The sequence below is a fragment of the Dyella acidiphila genome (assembly GCF_014863405.1).
Taxonomy (GTDB): Bacteria; Pseudomonadota; Gammaproteobacteria; order Xanthomonadales; family Rhodanobacteraceae; genus Dyella_B; species Dyella_B acidiphila.
Genome location: NZ_JACZZA010000016.1, coordinates 112,764 through 127,728 on the forward strand (window position 1 = coordinate 112,764; position 14,965 = coordinate 127,728).

14 protein-coding genes are annotated in these 14,965 nt (G+C 53.7%); 6 read left to right on the plus strand and 8 right to left on the minus strand.

The window, feature by feature from the left end; genetic code table 11:
- The first annotated feature begins 3 nt into the window (after nt 1–3).
- Nucleotides 4–432 carry a hypothetical protein gene (locus tag IGX34_RS20505; protein ID WP_192557613.1) on the plus strand — a complete coding sequence of 143 codons (429 nt, stop codon included), beginning with the start codon at nt 4–6 and terminating at the stop codon, nt 430–432.
- Between the two features lie 25 nt (nt 433–457).
- Here IGX34_RS20505 and IGX34_RS20510 read toward each other — a convergent pair whose 3' ends face one another.
- From IGX34_RS20510 to IGX34_RS20525, 4 genes are all read right to left on the minus strand, one after another.
- Nucleotides 458–850 carry a nuclear transport factor 2 family protein gene (locus tag IGX34_RS20510; RefSeq protein WP_192557614.1) on the minus strand — a complete coding sequence of 131 codons (393 nt, stop codon included), beginning with the start codon at nt 848–850 and terminating at the stop codon, nt 458–460.
- 104 nt (nt 851–954) lie between these two features.
- A complete protein-coding gene (locus tag IGX34_RS20515; protein ID WP_192557615.1) occupies nt 955–1,980 on the minus strand; it encodes an aldo/keto reductase in 1,026 nt (341 codons plus the stop codon).
- 541 nt (nt 1,981–2,521) lie between these two features.
- Nucleotides 2,522–2,974: a hypothetical protein gene (locus IGX34_RS20520; protein ID WP_192557616.1), complete on the minus strand. Its 453-nt coding sequence runs from the start codon at nt 2,972–2,974 to the stop codon at nt 2,522–2,524.
- Between the two features lie 250 nt (nt 2,975–3,224).
- A complete protein-coding gene (locus IGX34_RS20525; protein ID WP_338015523.1) occupies nt 3,225–3,821 on the minus strand; it encodes a DUF4124 domain-containing protein in 597 nt (198 codons plus the stop codon).
- Nucleotides 3,822–4,154: 333 nt separating this feature from the next.
- On the opposite strand from IGX34_RS20525, the gene IGX34_RS20530 reads away from it, so the two are divergent.
- Entirely contained in the window at nt 4,155–4,862 is a 708-nt protein-coding gene (locus IGX34_RS20530; RefSeq protein WP_192557618.1) for a hypothetical protein, read from the plus strand.
- A 93-nt stretch (nt 4,863–4,955) separates the two neighbouring features.
- The gene (locus IGX34_RS20535) at nt 4,956–5,579 is read left to right on the plus strand and encodes a hypothetical protein (RefSeq protein ID WP_192557619.1); all 624 of its coding nucleotides are present in this window, start codon (nt 4,956–4,958) and stop codon (nt 5,577–5,579) included.
- Nucleotides 5,580–5,699: 120 nt separating this feature from the next.
- Here the strand turns inward: IGX34_RS20535 and IGX34_RS20540 are convergent, their stop codons facing one another.
- The 3 genes from IGX34_RS20540 to IGX34_RS20550 form a co-directional block, all read right to left on the minus strand.
- Nucleotides 5,700–6,437 carry a YkgJ family cysteine cluster protein gene (locus IGX34_RS20540; RefSeq protein WP_192557620.1) on the minus strand — a complete coding sequence of 246 codons (738 nt, stop codon included), beginning with the start codon at nt 6,435–6,437 and terminating at the stop codon, nt 5,700–5,702.
- A gap of 175 nt (nt 6,438–6,612) precedes the next feature.
- Nucleotides 6,613–7,632, minus strand: a complete 1,020-nt coding sequence (locus tag IGX34_RS20545; protein WP_192557621.1) for a serine hydrolase domain-containing protein — start codon at nt 7,630–7,632, stop codon at nt 6,613–6,615.
- A gap of 710 nt (nt 7,633–8,342) precedes the next feature.
- A complete protein-coding gene (locus tag IGX34_RS20550; protein WP_192557622.1) occupies nt 8,343–9,086 on the minus strand; it encodes a hypothetical protein in 744 nt (247 codons plus the stop codon).
- Nucleotides 9,087–9,484: 398 nt separating this feature from the next.
- Here IGX34_RS20550 and IGX34_RS20555 point away from each other — a divergent pair, with 398 nt between their 5' ends.
- Entirely contained in the window at nt 9,485–10,432 is a 948-nt protein-coding gene (locus IGX34_RS20555; RefSeq protein ID WP_192557623.1) for an HNH endonuclease, read from the plus strand.
- A gap of 76 nt (nt 10,433–10,508) precedes the next feature.
- Here IGX34_RS20555 and IGX34_RS20560 read toward each other — a convergent pair whose 3' ends face one another.
- Nucleotides 10,509–13,271: a class I SAM-dependent DNA methyltransferase gene (locus IGX34_RS20560; protein ID WP_225737656.1), complete on the minus strand. Its 2,763-nt coding sequence runs from the start codon at nt 13,269–13,271 to the stop codon at nt 10,509–10,511.
- Nucleotides 13,272–13,320: 49 nt separating this feature from the next.
- Here IGX34_RS20560 and IGX34_RS20565 point away from each other — a divergent pair, with 49 nt between their 5' ends.
- On the plus strand, nt 13,321–14,022 hold the full coding sequence (locus tag IGX34_RS20565; RefSeq protein ID WP_192557624.1) for a hypothetical protein: 702 nt from the start codon (nt 13,321–13,323) through the stop codon (nt 14,020–14,022).
- 209 nt (nt 14,023–14,231) lie between these two features.
- Nucleotides 14,232–14,840: a MobA/MobL family protein gene (locus IGX34_RS20570; protein ID WP_192557625.1), complete on the plus strand. Its 609-nt coding sequence runs from the start codon at nt 14,232–14,234 to the stop codon at nt 14,838–14,840.
- The last annotated feature ends 125 nt before the right edge of the window (nt 14,841–14,965 follow it).

Consider the following 14,965-nt stretch of genomic DNA (forward strand, 5'->3'; position numbering starts at 1 on the left):
GTGATGAAACATTGGCTTGCAGCGCCCTTGGCCGCACTCGTGCTTGCTGCGTGCGCGACGACGAAGAGCAAGGTGGTCGATGCGCAATCCTTGTCTGCATTGAAGCCGGGCGTTACCACGGTTGCCGAGGTGGAGGCAGCGTTCGGAGCCCCGTTCCACGAAACCAAGGAGCCGGACGGCACCGACAAGCTGCAGTACGTCAGCACGGTCCGCGTTATCGACGACAGCGGCAACAGCGGCCCGGTGGTGGGCTCGAAGATTCCCAGGAAGATCGAAAAGACCGTGTCCGCGCTGCTGGTATTCGACCAGAGCGGCCGCTTCATGCACGCATGGACCAGCGACAAGACCATCGACGAAAACGTGCCCGGCAACCTGGGCAAGATTCAACAGAGCGATATTTCGCGCGGTTCGCTGTCAGGGCGCGGCATTTAGCGTGATGGGCGGTGCCGTTGCATGTTCAAGCGGCGGCGACAACGGTGCCTTGGTGGTAAACGATCTTCCAGCCCTCCGCCGTATGCCGCCACAGGGTTGCGCGACGCGTAACGCGCGCGCCCTGTTTCAGCGTATAGGTGAGCAGGTAGTTGTCGGCGGCGATCTGGCGGCAATGAAACTCGCTGGTTTCCCACACATCCTCGGCGGGATGCTGGAAGCGCTGTTCCAGCACATCGAGTACATAGTCGCGGCTGTAGCGTTGCCCGGAGGCGCCGACCTCCCAGAAGTCGGCTTCGGTCATGGCCTCGAACTGCTGGCGCGTGGTGCCGAATTCGGCACGGTGGAAAATCGGCTCGCGCTGCTTCAGTTCATCGAGTATGGGCAGCAGGGCAGGCGCGGTGTCGAGGCTGGGTTGCATGGGAGTGGGCCGGCTGGATTGCCCGGCAGCATAGCGAAGCCGGCTGGTGATGGCGCCCGCTTCGCAGGCGGATGCGGGCGCCATCGTTTAGCAGGTTCTTGCGCTTACACCGGCGGCGGATTGCGCTCGGCGAAACCGCGCTGGTGCCAATACGGGTAAACCGGCGTGACCTCGCTGGCGGCATCGAGCTTGGCCACCTGTTCGGCACTGAGGTTCCAGCCCACGGCGCCGAGGTTTTGCCGCAGCTGTTCTTCATTGCGGGCGCCGATCACCACGGTGGAGACGGTGGGACGCTGCAGCAACCAGTTCAGGGCTACCTGCGGAATCGACTTGCCGGTTTGCTGGGCGACTTCGTCCAGCGCGTCCACCACGCGATACAGGTATTCGTCTTCCACCTGCGGGCCCATGTCGGCGGTCTTGTGCAGGCGGCTTACGGTGGGCAGCGGCTGGCCGCGGCGGATCTTGCCGGTGAGGCGTCCCCAGCCGAGCGGGCTCCACACCACCGCACCCAGGCCCTGGTCCAGGCCCAGCGGCATGAGCTCCCATTCGTAGTCGCGGCCGATCAGCGAGTAGTACGCCTGGTTGGCCACATAGCGCGGATAGCCGTAGCGATCCGCCACCGCCAGCGACTTCATCAAATGCCAGCCGGAGAAATTCGATACGCCCAGATAGCGGATCTTGCCGGCGCGCACCAGCTCGTCCAGCGTGGACAAGGTTTCTTCCACCGGTGTCATCGCATCGAAGCCGTGCAGTTGGAACAGGTCGATGTAATCGGTGCCCAGGCGCTTGAGCGCTGCTTCGCAAGTCTTGATCAGGTGATAGCGCGAGGAGCCGACGTTGTTGGGCTGGTCGTTGAAGCGGAAGGTGGCCTTGGTGGAAATCAGCACTTGGTCGCGGCGGCCCTTGATCGCCTCGCCCAGCACCGACTCGGCGGCGCCGGAGGAATAGATGTCCGCACTGTCGAACATGGTGACGCCTGCGTCGAGGCAGATGTCCACCAGGCGGCGCGCTTCGGCCACATCGGTGCTGCCCCATTCCTTGAAAAAATCGCCCTTGCCGCCGAACGTGCCGGTGCCGAAACTCAACACGGGCACCTTGAAGCCCGATGCGCCTAAACGCCGATATTCCATTGCTTTAATCCTCTCGATGGGAATGGTCGATCACGATTTGTACCTGAAGTTTTGTCATGCCGGCGCAGGCCGGAATGGCGGCCAAGTAAGCAACGGCGTGATTGGGAACCGCCGTACTCAAGCAACGCGACAAGCGGGGGAAACGCCAGGGTTCGCGCCAAGTGATAACAGCGTGGAGGGTAAATACAAGTAAGCCCCAGGTTATTGCGGAGGATCGAGCAGGAAACGAGGTCATCCAGGCAGCGCCCAGGGTGGCCTTGTTGCGCTGAGCGAACGAAGCAGTTGTTGTCGGCGCAGGCCGATCAGTGCTTACGTAAAACTTGCGACGACGGCTTGCCATCACCCATAGAAAAAGCCGCCATTGCGGCGGCTTTGGTCGGAAGACTCACAGGGCAGGGGAACCCTGGGAGGCAGTGTCACCCGACGGCGACTTTGTCGCATATCGAATGTGATGACGGCGAAAAGAACGCAGGCTTTTTATGCCGAACCAGCATGAAAAATGCGCGGCACTTTTGTTTGTGATGCAGGTGTGAAAGCTGCGTCAGTAAGGAATATCCACCCAGCCGCTGCCTTGCAGTGCGTATTGAATGGTGTCGTTGCCCCAGCGGGCACGCAGTGGGCCATCGGGTAATTGCAACAGGGTACCGATTTGCAGTTGCTCGATCAGCGCGTAGAAAAATTCCTGCACCTCTACGGAGCTGCTTGCCTGCCAGAAATCGATGCACCCGATGCACGCCCGCAAATCACCCTGCAGCCCCATGATGTCGCCGATCTGTCCAAGCACATTGGAATCCGGGTCGAACACGGGCGTGCCATCCTCGCTGATCAGGGCCAGATGAATGACACGAATGGAACTGGCTGCGTCCGCACTTTGCTGGACCAGGGCGATGCAACTGGTCATCGCACCGAAATTGACTTCCACCGCTTCGCCCCAGCAACACTCGCTGACCAGTGGCGGATTTGTGCCGGTTGCTTGTTGGATGATGTAAGGCATCGTTTTCCTCGCTACTTGTCGACGGTGGGACGCGAAACATCGCGCCATAAGGTGCGGCCAGCGCTGCATCCGGGCGTCGCTTGGCACGATGGGAGCATCGGACACCAAGTCAGGGGTAGGTCGGTCAGCGCTGGCCGCGTTGTGTCGAACGTCTGAGCGCGGCGGGTGTGAACATGCTGTCACTCATGCGGTTCGCTTGGCACGAGCGCGATTGAGCCTGAAGCAGATTCGAGCACCCTTCCTATACTTATCAATAGGTCGGGCAGGATCCCTTGGTCACCAATTGCGGCACACCGCCGCCTCTGTAGAGCAAGGTAATGGCTTGCCCATCCGAACTGGTGCCGTGGTAAATGCCATACAGGCTGGCCGGCGAAATAGCCGTTGCAACCGGCGTGGACCGTATTTGGTAGTGATATCCCGTGCGAACCGAATAAACATTCATGGTGACGGGCCGGCCGGTATCGCGACTGAGCCCCTCGCTGACGGATATATGGAGCCCCTCGCTTACCGCCTTCAGCTCCTCATAGGTTGTAGCTCTCAGCGTCACACCCGCTGCCAGCGGATTGTGCTCGTCGATCATCTGATAGGTGCCCGCACCGTTGGCGCGTATTTCGACGGAAAGCCCCGCATTATTTACGCCGGAAGCAAAGCAGCCCACGAAATTACTTGAGCCTGGCGCCTCGACGTGCGTGGCTTGCACATTGGCCCCTTCGCAGGGCGTGTCCTGATATGTAACGGCGCCGGCCTTGCTGCATTTATAGATATCCGCCCGGGCGTTGAGGGGCAGGCAAGCAATCAGCAATAAAATGAGCAGGGCGCAAGCCATGCGCCAGCGATATCCCATCATCAAACCCACGACGTGCCCCCTGTGGCAACGAATGGCCGCAGCGTTCCGGCTGCGTTGCCTGGATGTCCAGACCGGCATTTAAATTAGCAAGGCGGCCTTATGGGCCGCAATAGTTAATCAGGCTTGTTCTTGGTGGGCTGCCCAAAGCGCCAGTCGACCCTCTTTATTATCAGGGGCCTGCGCCGCCTGCATCGAGGGTATTGCCCGCCTGGCGGGTGGCCTCTTCACGGCGCCCGGCATCAAGCACGTACTATCGTTGCTGGCGTCGTATTTCTTCCTGGGAAGGACCGATACTTAAACTCCGCGACGTTATGTTGCTCGATGAGGTACCCCATGAAGCGCACCTGCCATTCGCTCGCATCGGTGCTTTTTCCACTTTTCGCCGTTCTTGCACTCTGTCTCGCCGGTCCCGCCTTTGCAGGGCAGGGAGTGGCATGCGTTAAAGGTCCGCCTGAGCCCAAGAGCCCAATCATTCCAAAGATTCGAGCCATCCAGACTGCGAAATGCGCCTATGGATTCGACGAGATGGTTTCCCGGATAACGGCCTTGGCGACAGACAAGCAGTCTGTAGACAGCGTGGAGACGGTGAAAGAGGCTCTCGGTCTGCCCGACATAACCACGGGTTATGACCATTCCCGCATTGCGGCTTACGCGCTGGACATGTCGGGCAAGGGAGGGTGGGCCGTCAAACTGGGCGTATCCGAAGCGTTTTACCCATTAGACAAAGGTCCCGCTCGTTTTGTACCAGGGCCTCATCCTCGGCGCTTGTACAAAGTCACCGATGCGGCGCTTGAGATCGACCTTCGTGTTTTCGCTTTCCGGCCCGCTTCAGCGGCTGGCGGCCAATGCGTTCCCATCTCGCCGCTCGAAGATGCACTCAAGCAAGCAGGTTGGACCAAGGTTCGACCACGGCCTTCGCTGGGTGGCGGGAGCACAACCGCCACCTTCCAGTACGGAAATAAATTCGTGGCTATCAATGCGGAGTGCTCAAAGAAGGTGCCGCAGGCTATTTATCTAAGGCAGGATCCCGGTAAAGCCTGATATTAAAAAAGATGGAGCCAAGTTGATTGACGTGCCGCAGATTGGTCGCGATGCGGATTGTTGAGGTAAGGAAATTTACCAACTACAGAGGGCATGGATGTGCGCAAAGCAATTATTCCCGGCGAGCCAAGAAGCTCGACTATTGAAGTACTCAAGGAGATTGGCTCAAATGAGCGTCACTTCAACACGATCCAGGCCGAATACAGGAAGCTGGCGTCTGGATGGATGATTGCCGCGCTTGGCGCAATGGGTTGGGTGCACTCCCATCTGAAGGACGAGCATGCCACGCGCCTGGCGTGTCTCATCGCAATGGGTAGTTCTATCGGCGTTGCCCTGTTGTGGCTGCTGGATAGAGGCGTCTATCACGCACTATTGGTGGCCAATTGCGTCGCTGCGGAGAGGCTGGAGCGGTTAGCCGCTCCCAAATATCACGTGCACAATAAGGTGAGGCGCGATGTTGGCGACGACCTGGTGGGACAGAAAATTGACCTGTTTTATCTCGGGCTTATTGCCGCGGTGCCAGTCGCGCTCATGGCGGGATACTACGATCTGTTAACCCAGGCGAGACAGGATGAAATTCTAGTGGTTCCCCTTTTGTCCTGCATGGGGGTGTTGGGACGCGGGCTGATTATCAAGCTAAAGAACGTCAAAGAAAGTAGATTCGAGGAGACAAGCATCGGGCGACTACTACTTACAGGTACCACCGCGCAAAAATGAATGTGTCGCAATGTTCGCCGAGCCTGATGATCGAGGCCGAATAGTTGCCAAGTCCAGTGCGACAAAGAAAGGTTCCGGCCTTCTTTGCGTACCGCTAGCGTGCCAAGTCGACCCAGAACACTATGCACCGTGCTCGGCTGGAATCTGCCCGGACGCCCATGCCGCAAGGCTTTCTTTGTCATGCAGAACGTTCGACAGGAACGTGTTCATTTCAAGAAAGTGCGGCGTTCCACCCGGCTGCACCGCGTGGTGGAACGATTTGCGGACCAGGTCGTCGAATGGGTATGCGAACACCACCTCCTCGCCCGCATTCCGGCCGAGCCGGACACGATCCTCGCAAGCAGTGATCGAGCATGAGCGATGTGTGCGGCAGTTGATGGGGCGTGCTGCGTAAAGGGTGCATAACCCCTGTTCGTCCAGCAGGCCACATTGCGAACCCGGTCCAGATTTTCCGAGTGAAGGAAGCCGGCGCGCGATCTCCGCCTTTTCAGGCTCCGTAAGCCCAAGCAGTTCTTTGGCAATGGCACAAGCTTCCTGCGCGCTAAGAACAATGCGCATATGTGTGCAGCACATCGAGCATCCACCACTATCCGGGCATGCCGGCTTGGGATAGCGATGGCTGCCTAGTTCGTCTTTGACGGTAGCATCGGCAAGCTTGAACAGGGCATGGATCTGATGGAGAGGATCATCGTTGGACTCGCTCTCCTCACCCGGATCAATCACGAGGCGTGCAACGATCCTGTGCGCTCGTTCCTCAAGCAGTGGCCGGTAGCGACGCATGCCTTCCTCGGACGCGCATCGCTCCTCAAGCACGGCGTCGACGATTTTTGCTGCGAGTTCATCCGCTTGTGCTTTCATATACGATGGACGGCCGATATTTATCCTGTCCATTTTTACATGTGCAGCAGGTTATGGAAAATCGACCCTGCTCCCATGCCATGAAGGGGATGTTTTGCCGCTATGGCTGGCGGAAACCACCTGGCGCCAAGGGAAGGGCGGAGGCAGTTAAATATGCCTGGCTGCCTACGGCCCTTTAAGGCTTGCCATCGAGGATCGCATTGATGGCATCGGCCAAGGCGTAGACATGATCGTTCTGGTTGGTCTCAATGATGATCGTTCGGCCCTTGGAAGCGTCCGTTGTCAGCAAGGCCTCGAAGTTATGGTTGTTGCCATCGTGCACATGCTTCATCAACTGATTGCCGATCACATCCCAATGCCCAAGCGCCGTGGACCAGCCGGGATGCCGCCCGATCCCGAGCTGGCGTGTGCTGTCTGGCGTGATGAGGCAGAAACTGGCCATGCAGTTCGACCAGCGGAACAAATCGTCCGTGGTCAATGACGTCCAACCGCTGATGTCCAGCGTCATTGGATCCTGCTTGAAATTCGCGTCGAAACTTTTGGCGAAGCTGGGCGTGGCTTCCGTCGGGTCGATCACGGCGTCGCGAATGCCGGCCTTCGGAAATTCCCTTTTCGTGATGAACTCGTCGAAGCTCATGCCGCTGATTTTCTCTATCACCTGCCGGCGCAAGAACGTGTTGTTATTGTTGTAGGCGTAATGCGTACCGGCCGGATGATCGAGCTGCTTGAGCGCGCGGAGATTGCGGTAAGCATCCGCATCGCTGTGCACAGTATCCCAATCGATGTCGGGTAAGCCGCTCGTGCAATGCATCAGGTCGTCGATCGTCACCGTTGCCGCCCAGGGCGGCAGGTCAGGCAAGAACTTCGACACGGGATCGGTCAGCGCAAGCTTCCCCTCCTGCGCAAGCATCAAGATACCGACGGCATCGAACTCCTTAGAGATCGACCCGATGTCGAAGCGGTCCGAGAGCTTCAGGGGGAGCGTGCGGGATGCGTCCGCGTAACCGATCGCGCGGCGAAGAACGATCTTTCCATGATCCGCAATCAGGACATTTCCGTTCAATAAGCCAGCTTGGTGCGCCTGGTCGAGGTAGGCATCGAGTCGGGTAACCGTTGTTGACTCTGCATGTGCCGCGCACGGTCCGATGATGGACCATAGAATCGCGACAAGAATACCCTTGCCTACCAACGTCATAGTTCACCTCGGAGTGGCTTTTCAGGAGTCGGCACTCGACTGCGCATCGAGCGTCTGATGCGTGCCGCTGGGAAGAGGTTTAGCCCGGGACTATGGTGCGTTTGCAGACGCCTTCAAACAGCATGGAGCATTGCTGGCACTTGGACGGGACGGCGCCGCTCATAAAATGGCTGTACGGAACCGGCTCTACCGAATCAGTGACCGCGCAGCGAGGCAGCACGGTGCTATACATGCGCTGAAATAACGACTTGGGTCTGTTTGATTTAGGTCAATTGGTTGCCGTTGGCGATAAGTGTTGCTGTAGGGTGCCGGCGATGATCAACAAAAAAGCCCGGCGAGAAATCGCCGGGCTTTTTTGTTTTGATGGTGGAGGTGGCGGGAACGCCCAGGGCGCTTTCGCCAACCCTTTGATGCCCTTTAGTCTGCTAGACCTCATCTGGCATCTCATTCGACACAATTTTAGTGTCTTGGTTGGGACTTCAATAGCGTACCGGCTTGAACCCTCAAAGGCCACCCGGAGGTATGGTTCGACTCCTCTCCTGGGTACCAAATTCGGACGCGGGTTCGACTCCCGCGTCTACGGCTTTGCAGTCCGTTGCCTGACCACTTTGCCACCCGAAGGCCGCCGTAACTTTAGACCCTTCCAAAGGTTCGCATCCCAAGGGGGGCAACGAACCCCGGGCCCGCATTGCCTACTCACCAACGTGGCGTCATGTCTTCACATTGAGGCAAAACGAGACACATGCGGGAACAGGTTTGGTGGAAGGGCAGGCGCTTGCATTGTTAGCCAATTCTTTCCAAGGCTCACCGTGTAAATAGAACAGCCCGACAAGGGTGAGAAGGCAGCCCACAATCACTTTGTGTCGAGATGTCAATGCAGTAATGCCAATCTTGTCCCATGTACTCTCAAAATTGATGGCAAACCAGAAAACCAGATTCATGAGAAGAACAAGGCAAACCGCCAACGCAACAGAAGCGGTGCCTGATAGGAACCCATTTGTGAAACACATGGCGAGCCAAGTGCCTGCGACAACACCAATGGTAGAACTTGTGCAGTCGAAGCCCGCTTCACAAACAAAGGATGTGATTTGTTTGATGGCCGTGGACATGGCGCGCATCTGATTTAGCGCAAGATGTAGGCCTAGAAGAATAATAATGATGTAGCTAGAAAGCTTGATTAGCGTTAGCGACATGAGATTGGTAAAGGAAGCAAACAGAATATGTTGAACATGTTCGCTTGCCCCAAGACTTATCATGCTTAGTGCCATCGTGATGGTAAACGTTGGCCTTGCAAATCGAACGATTCTTCGAAAGGCGGTCGATGGCTTCATGCCTCGAAGGGGGGTGTTCAAGTTTGCTTGAGGCCGTGACTTGCTTGGCTTGTCTTGCAGCTCAGGGAACTTCGAATCTATCCATGTGCCAAGCCTGCAAAATATGTTGTCGGAACTTTCCATTACCACCGATTCCCTCGGGCCAGATTGAAGGGAAATTATCGGCTATTCGTTTCAGCCCTTGAGATGGGTTTGCGCTCCACCTTTGATCACATTCCCTTCACATCCTGAAATGGTCCACTATGTGATGAAGGTCTCACTTAGGGCCTGGGTAGTGACAATCTAAGGACCGGCCAGGAATACGGCCATACACGCATACAGGGGGCTGTGAGCGTGAACACAAATCGCAATTGGGGTACCCGTGTCTTCAATAAATTGATTGAGGCTGGGTAGACGCAGGCCCGTATGTGGCATTTGGAACATCCTGTCTTGGTCAGCCTTTTCTTGAAAGAGCAATGGGCTGGGTCTGCGTTGCCGTGGAATGAACATCATTCCATCCACAAAACCATAGGATTTTGGTAATGCGAGTATTTGTCGTTCGACTTAACCCAGACCCTCGTTCTGGTCGCGCGTACAGTAAGTATGTGACAGAGGCTGAGTACCAAGAAATTCATAAGTCATCGCCGATGGATGGATTCGAGGAGGCTGTGAATTTTCTGCCCGAAAAAGGAGTGGTCCGAGGATATCTTCCTCCAAAGCACCTCAAGGCAATACGAATGGGGGAGCCTTTTGCTCTTGTCACGATTACAGCGAAGACAGCAGAAAAACGGGGTGATTTGGTAGTGGGCCTACAAGCAGGATGCGTCTACGCAGAAAGCCAACACCGATCCAAATCAGGGGATAAACGCGGATACCGCAATTTGATTTGGACTTACTGGTGCGATGAAGGCAAGTCAATTTTGTTGAAAAAGCCAATTGCTGGTGCACGCAATCTTGTTCTTGGCGAGAGCGGAGTATGGGTAAGGGGGCCGACTCTTGAGTTAAAAGGGCAGTCCTTAAACCGATTTGTAAGAGTACTCGAGAAGTCTGCGCTTGTATCTGAAGACAAAAAAGTGATTAAAACATGGGCAAGTTTTATCGCCGACAAGGGAAGAAAAACTAAGCTCAATGGACACCTTGCAGATGTTGATGATCAATCTTTCTTGAGTCCGGAGGGGCGCCAAAAACTCGTTGTCCATAAGACTCGAGAGAGAAATGCAACCTTGGTCTCGTCAAAAAAAGCTAGTGTTCTTGCACAAAAGGGAACACTGGTGTGCGAAGTATGTGATTTTGATTTTCAGAAATTCTATGGTGAGTTAGGGGAAGGCTATGGGGAGGTACACCACCTAAGACCTCTTTCCAAAGGTGGTGAAAGGAAGACTTCTTTGAGCGACTTAGCCATCTTATGTGCCAATTGCCATCGAATGATTCATCGCACCGAGCCCATGATGTCGATTGAGGAATTTAAAGAATCAATCAAGAACCGATGAAGGGTATAAATTTTCGACTCAATAAACTGTCGAAAGAAGAGTCGAGTTGCTGTGCTAAGTGGAAGATCGTTGCACATCAATGACTATTTTTTTCAACCAAATTTGCATATAGTTCGAAAAGAAAGGATACGCGGTTGGAATCAGCCTTTGATCCTCGGTAGCCATAAGTAAGATCCACCGCTTTGTCTAGCGCCGCATGCGCTGACATCAGGTCATTTGGCATGGAATTCGGATTGTACAGCTCTGCCAGTGTTGCATTCGGGTGATTTTTCCTGGCAATCAAGACCGATTCTGCGGCGGATATTACGGCCTGTCGCTGTGTATCGGAGATGGAGGTTGGCCAGGGGTAGTTGTTATAAACAACGTTTACAGAGTAGCGGTAGTCGCTCTTGAGTCGTCCCGCGACTGTACGCATCCATGCATTATGCATCGAACTGGAAAGTACGCCGAATTCAAATAGAGTTGCGCCTGGCAGAACACGAAGGAGGTTGCTGGCCAAGGTTTGGTGGCCTATGTATCCAATAGGGATGAAATTTCTGCGCTCGGAAGAAACCTCAGGTATCACGAGGTATTCATCTTTTGGCATAAATTCAACGTGAAATCTACGAGGTGTTTCAGCTAGCTTTCTCGTGGGCGCACTCTTACTCGACATGCGGAAGGCTCGCACGGATGCAACTCTCTCCATTGATAAAGGCATCGAATGAAGTTCATTTGGTTCGATATCACCCAGCCATAAGCACCAACGTTCATAACCGTTGAGAAATTCATCGGCACCAAGCCAACGCTTGAAATACGGTTTGGCGTTGGGTTCTTTGTCAACAAATTCGTGCATCTCTTCCGTTGAAAATAGATACAAACCACCGTCTATTGGTTTGTTGCCAACGCTCATTTTTGGTACATGACAAAGTGGCGTTGAGCGTCGTCCTAGTACGACATCTGGAGCATCGGTTAGATATGGGTTGATGTTTTTAACCAAGTTGGATGTTGGCTCGCCTTTAATGTCACTGTAGGTGTAGAGGATTTTCTTACTGGCGTCTTGAAGACCAAAGCCAACGATGATGCAGTGAACGGCGGCAACCCCCTTTCCTTCGTTATTCCACTGGAATGTTCGATGCGCAAAAGAAATATGGACGCCTTTTCCAAGGAGCCAGGGCCAAAGCGCACCGGCTTGTTCACCTTGACAAACGCTGTTAGTAGAAACGAATGCAGCGCGAATCGACGTGTTTCCGAGCATGTAAGTGGTTGCTTTGACATACCATGCAGCAACATAGTCAAGAAGCCCGCCATTCTCGATAGTTCTAAAAACTGGAGCGATGTCGGCACGCTGACTATCGCTCATGTACTTGGCTCCCACAAAAGGAGGGTTACCAAGAATGTAGTGGCAATCGGGGGACGGGAGCACAGAACTCCAATCCAGATGAAGTGAGTTACTACAGACAATCGTAGGGCTAGTAACAAGCGGGACGGTTGGACGGGTTGTTCCAAACCGCCCAGCTGCCTCAAGATTCAATTGATGATCGGTAATCCAAAGTGCGACTCGGGCAATATGAGCAGCGGCATCATCAATCTCAATTCCGTAAAACTGGTGGACGTTGACCCTGCAAAGGGTCGAGACATCAAGAACTCCTCGTTGATCCCCCCACAGCTCCGCAATAACTTCCATTTCAAGAAGACGAAGTTCACGGAATGCAATGACCAAAAAATTTCCGCACCCACAGGCTGGGTCAAGAAAAGTGAGCCTTGGAAGCTTATCGTAAAGCGCTCGAAGCGAAGCCTTTGCCCTTTTAGGGGAATGAAGCTCAGCTCGAAGATCATCCATAAATAGCGGATTGATCAATCGAAGAATATTTCTCTCACTCGTATAGTGAGCGCCTAGTTCTCTTCGGGTCGCTTGACGCTTACTTGCTTCTGGATGCTGTTGCTCCAAGATTCCTTGGAACATCGCCCCAAAAATAGCGGGCGAAATACTGCTCCAGTCCAATTGAGCACACGCAACGAGTTCGTTTCGTAGGGAAAAATTGAAAGCCGGGATATTGGTCCGCTCTGAAAATAAGCTGCCGTTGATGTACTCAAAATTCTTGAGATCTTCATCGAGAGTGGCTTGGCGGATTTCTCGTGAGGAATCGAGCACCTGGAAAAGCTCGGCAAGAAGTGGCCCCAGGTCTTTGCCATCTTCTCTAGTTTGACCAATAAGTCTAAGAAACTGTCCGTTTTCACCGAAAATTCCAGTATCGTCAGCGAAAAAACAGAACAGTAATCTAGTCATGAAGACTTCTAAGTCATGACCGACAAAGCGTATATCGAGAAGGGCCTGATGTAAGCGAGATACTTGGTAGGCCGCCTTTCGGTCGATCTTGGACTCTTCTTTGATTTGCTCTGGTCGTTCATCAACCAAGAATGCAAACCAATCTGCATGCTTTGACAGATCCTTGAGACTGCACTCATGTGTGGTGTCGTTCTTTAAGTCCGTAAGAATGAATCTGCCAAAGTCCGAAGTGATGATGTAGCGTGGACGCTCATGTTCCTTTAGGCCAAGAAAATAATCGCTGGCTTGTTGGAAGGCGCGAGCTAAGTCTTGGCCACGACTTTTGTGCTCCACGATAAGTTTTCCGGGAATAAAACTATCGATGAAGCCACGGGCGCCATCGATTTTTGAAACGGCCTTTTCGTAAATGGTGGCAGATTCTGGCCTGACGCCGAAGCACTCGTAGAATCTTGCCCAGAATAGTTTGCTATCGGCATTTTCACGAGACGCTTGAGCCCATTCCTTTGAGAAGGAAGATAAGCGTCTGCGTATTTCATTTCTGGTAATCATCAGAGATACTTGCTCCAGCTTCACAGGATTTCTACCACCTAATTAGATTATCACAGATTAAAAGGAGATCAATATGAAAACAATGATAAATAAGATTCAGTTTCTTGCAAATAATTCAACGGGTGTTCCTATTTATTATAGTAATGCCGTTGATGTTGGCCATTCACCTGGTCTGTCAGTAACTTCAATTGATAATGGAAATATAGCTCTGTACGATAAGGACATTCTTTTTAAAGTAAAGAAGAATCCGCCGACACAGACTAAAAATCGGGTGGATATTTACATGTCTTTGGAGTCTGCTTGTAACTTGGCGGGCGAATTGGCTCGATTTACTGTCAATGTGCAACCCGTTGTTTGGCCGCTTTTTCGTGGCGATCCAAATAAGAATGCCGGGGGTAGGATGAAGTTGCCAGGTATTATTTCTTCGTATTCTTCAAGAGGTGTTAGAGTTATTGCAAGGGTTTCATCTGGCGTTTCGATGCAGCAAGAAAATTGCTACGTCAATATAGACATTGAAGTGCCAGCGGACGGGCACATCATGATGAAAGGTACGGAATTGCACATCGGTGTTTCACTCGATCCTCCGAAAGGAGCTCATGATTATAAAGCTGGTTCTTTGGTCGTTGTTCCGCTACATGAGTTACAGAAGGGTACGGGTGAGCAAAATCCTATACAAAAAGTTACTGGCGATTTTATGCTTGAATTTACGCCAGGGGTGGCGGCGGGATTGGCGGTTCTTCTAAACCAGGTTTGTGGTTGTCGAGCACATAGCTGAGTGTTAGCTCAATTTTGAATTGAAGAGCGCGTCTATGTGTTGTTCCAACACCGCGTAAAGCCAACCCAACATCAAGAGCAATCGAAGCCAACCTATACGCAAGGTTGGCTTTTTAATTTTCACTGCACGCCTTGACACGCATCGGCTTTCTGTTTTGATGTTGGACATGGTCATGGAAGACCTATTCCTATCTCTCATGGAGGACACATATGCATTTACACGCTCGCCCACATCTCGAAGTCCACACGCGCTCGAAAGGCCATTCCGCCGTTGCCGGCGCCGCCTATCGTCTAGGTCTTCGCCTCTATGATGAAAAAGCCAAGGTTTGGCATGACTTCAGGAAGAGAGAGTTGGGCGAAGAAATTGTTCGCGCCTTGACCATTGCACCAGCTGGCGCACCAGCTTGGGCCACTGACCCCGCTGAGTTGTGGAACCGGGTGGAAGCTTCAGAGAAAAGGAAGGATGCTCAGGTAGCCCGCGACTACCGCATCCCTATCCCGTTTTGCCTGTCCGACCAGGACGCAGGTGACCTAGCCGAAGAGATGGCTCGCTTCATTTGCGATGAGCTGCATGTCCCGGTTTCCCTCGGCCTACACAGAGATGCCGATAGGGATGCTCTTGGCAACCTCAAGCCACCGGACAAGCAAGGGTTCCACGCGCACTTGTATTTTCCAACCCGTGGCCTTGCAGAAGTAGGGAAGGGAGACGATGGCGAGACAGGTGAAGGGACAGGCTTCGGGCCAAAGCTTCACGAGTTTTCCAAGATGCACCTCGGCGCTGCGTTCATTGAACTGCTGAACTGCCGTGAGCTGACCTGAAATTTCTGGTCCAGATCCAAAGTTCATAGACTTATGACGAGGAGACTGGACGATGCCCAAGAAACGCTTTAGTTCCGAAGAGATCATCCACAAGCTGCGCGAGGCCGAGGTGCTTTCCTCGCAGG

Bases quoted from the DNA above. Each gene is read 5' to 3' on its own strand.
- IGX34_RS20505 (WP_192557613.1), top strand. From the start codon at position 4: ATGAAACATTGGCTTGCAGCGCCCTTGGCCGCACTCGTGCTTGCTGCG.
- IGX34_RS20510 (WP_192557614.1), bottom strand. From the start codon at position 850: ATGCAACCCAGCCTCGACACCGCGCCTGCCCTGCTGCCCATACTCGAT.
- IGX34_RS20515 (WP_192557615.1), bottom strand. From the start codon at position 1,980: ATGGAATATCGGCGTTTAGGCGCATCGGGCTTCAAGGTGCCCGTGTTG.
- IGX34_RS20520 (WP_192557616.1), bottom strand. From the start codon at position 2,974: ATGCCTTACATCATCCAACAAGCAACCGGCACAAATCCGCCACTGGTC.
- IGX34_RS20525 (WP_338015523.1), bottom strand. From the start codon at position 3,821: ATGATGGGATATCGCTGGCGCATGGCTTGCGCCCTGCTCATTTTATTG.
- IGX34_RS20530 (WP_192557618.1), top strand. From the start codon at position 4,155: ATGAAGCGCACCTGCCATTCGCTCGCATCGGTGCTTTTTCCACTTTTC.
- IGX34_RS20535 (WP_192557619.1), top strand. From the start codon at position 4,956: ATGGATGTGCGCAAAGCAATTATTCCCGGCGAGCCAAGAAGCTCGACT.
- IGX34_RS20540 (WP_192557620.1), bottom strand. From the start codon at position 6,437: ATGAAAGCACAAGCGGATGAACTCGCAGCAAAAATCGTCGACGCCGTG.
- IGX34_RS20545 (WP_192557621.1), bottom strand. From the start codon at position 7,632: ATGACGTTGGTAGGCAAGGGTATTCTTGTCGCGATTCTATGGTCCATC.
- IGX34_RS20550 (WP_192557622.1), bottom strand. From the start codon at position 9,086: ATGGAAAGTTCCGACAACATATTTTGCAGGCTTGGCACATGGATAGAT.
- IGX34_RS20555 (WP_192557623.1), top strand. From the start codon at position 9,485: ATGCGAGTATTTGTCGTTCGACTTAACCCAGACCCTCGTTCTGGTCGC.
- IGX34_RS20565 (WP_192557624.1), top strand. From the start codon at position 13,321: ATGAAAACAATGATAAATAAGATTCAGTTTCTTGCAAATAATTCAACG.
- IGX34_RS20570 (WP_192557625.1), top strand. From the start codon at position 14,232: ATGCATTTACACGCTCGCCCACATCTCGAAGTCCACACGCGCTCGAAA.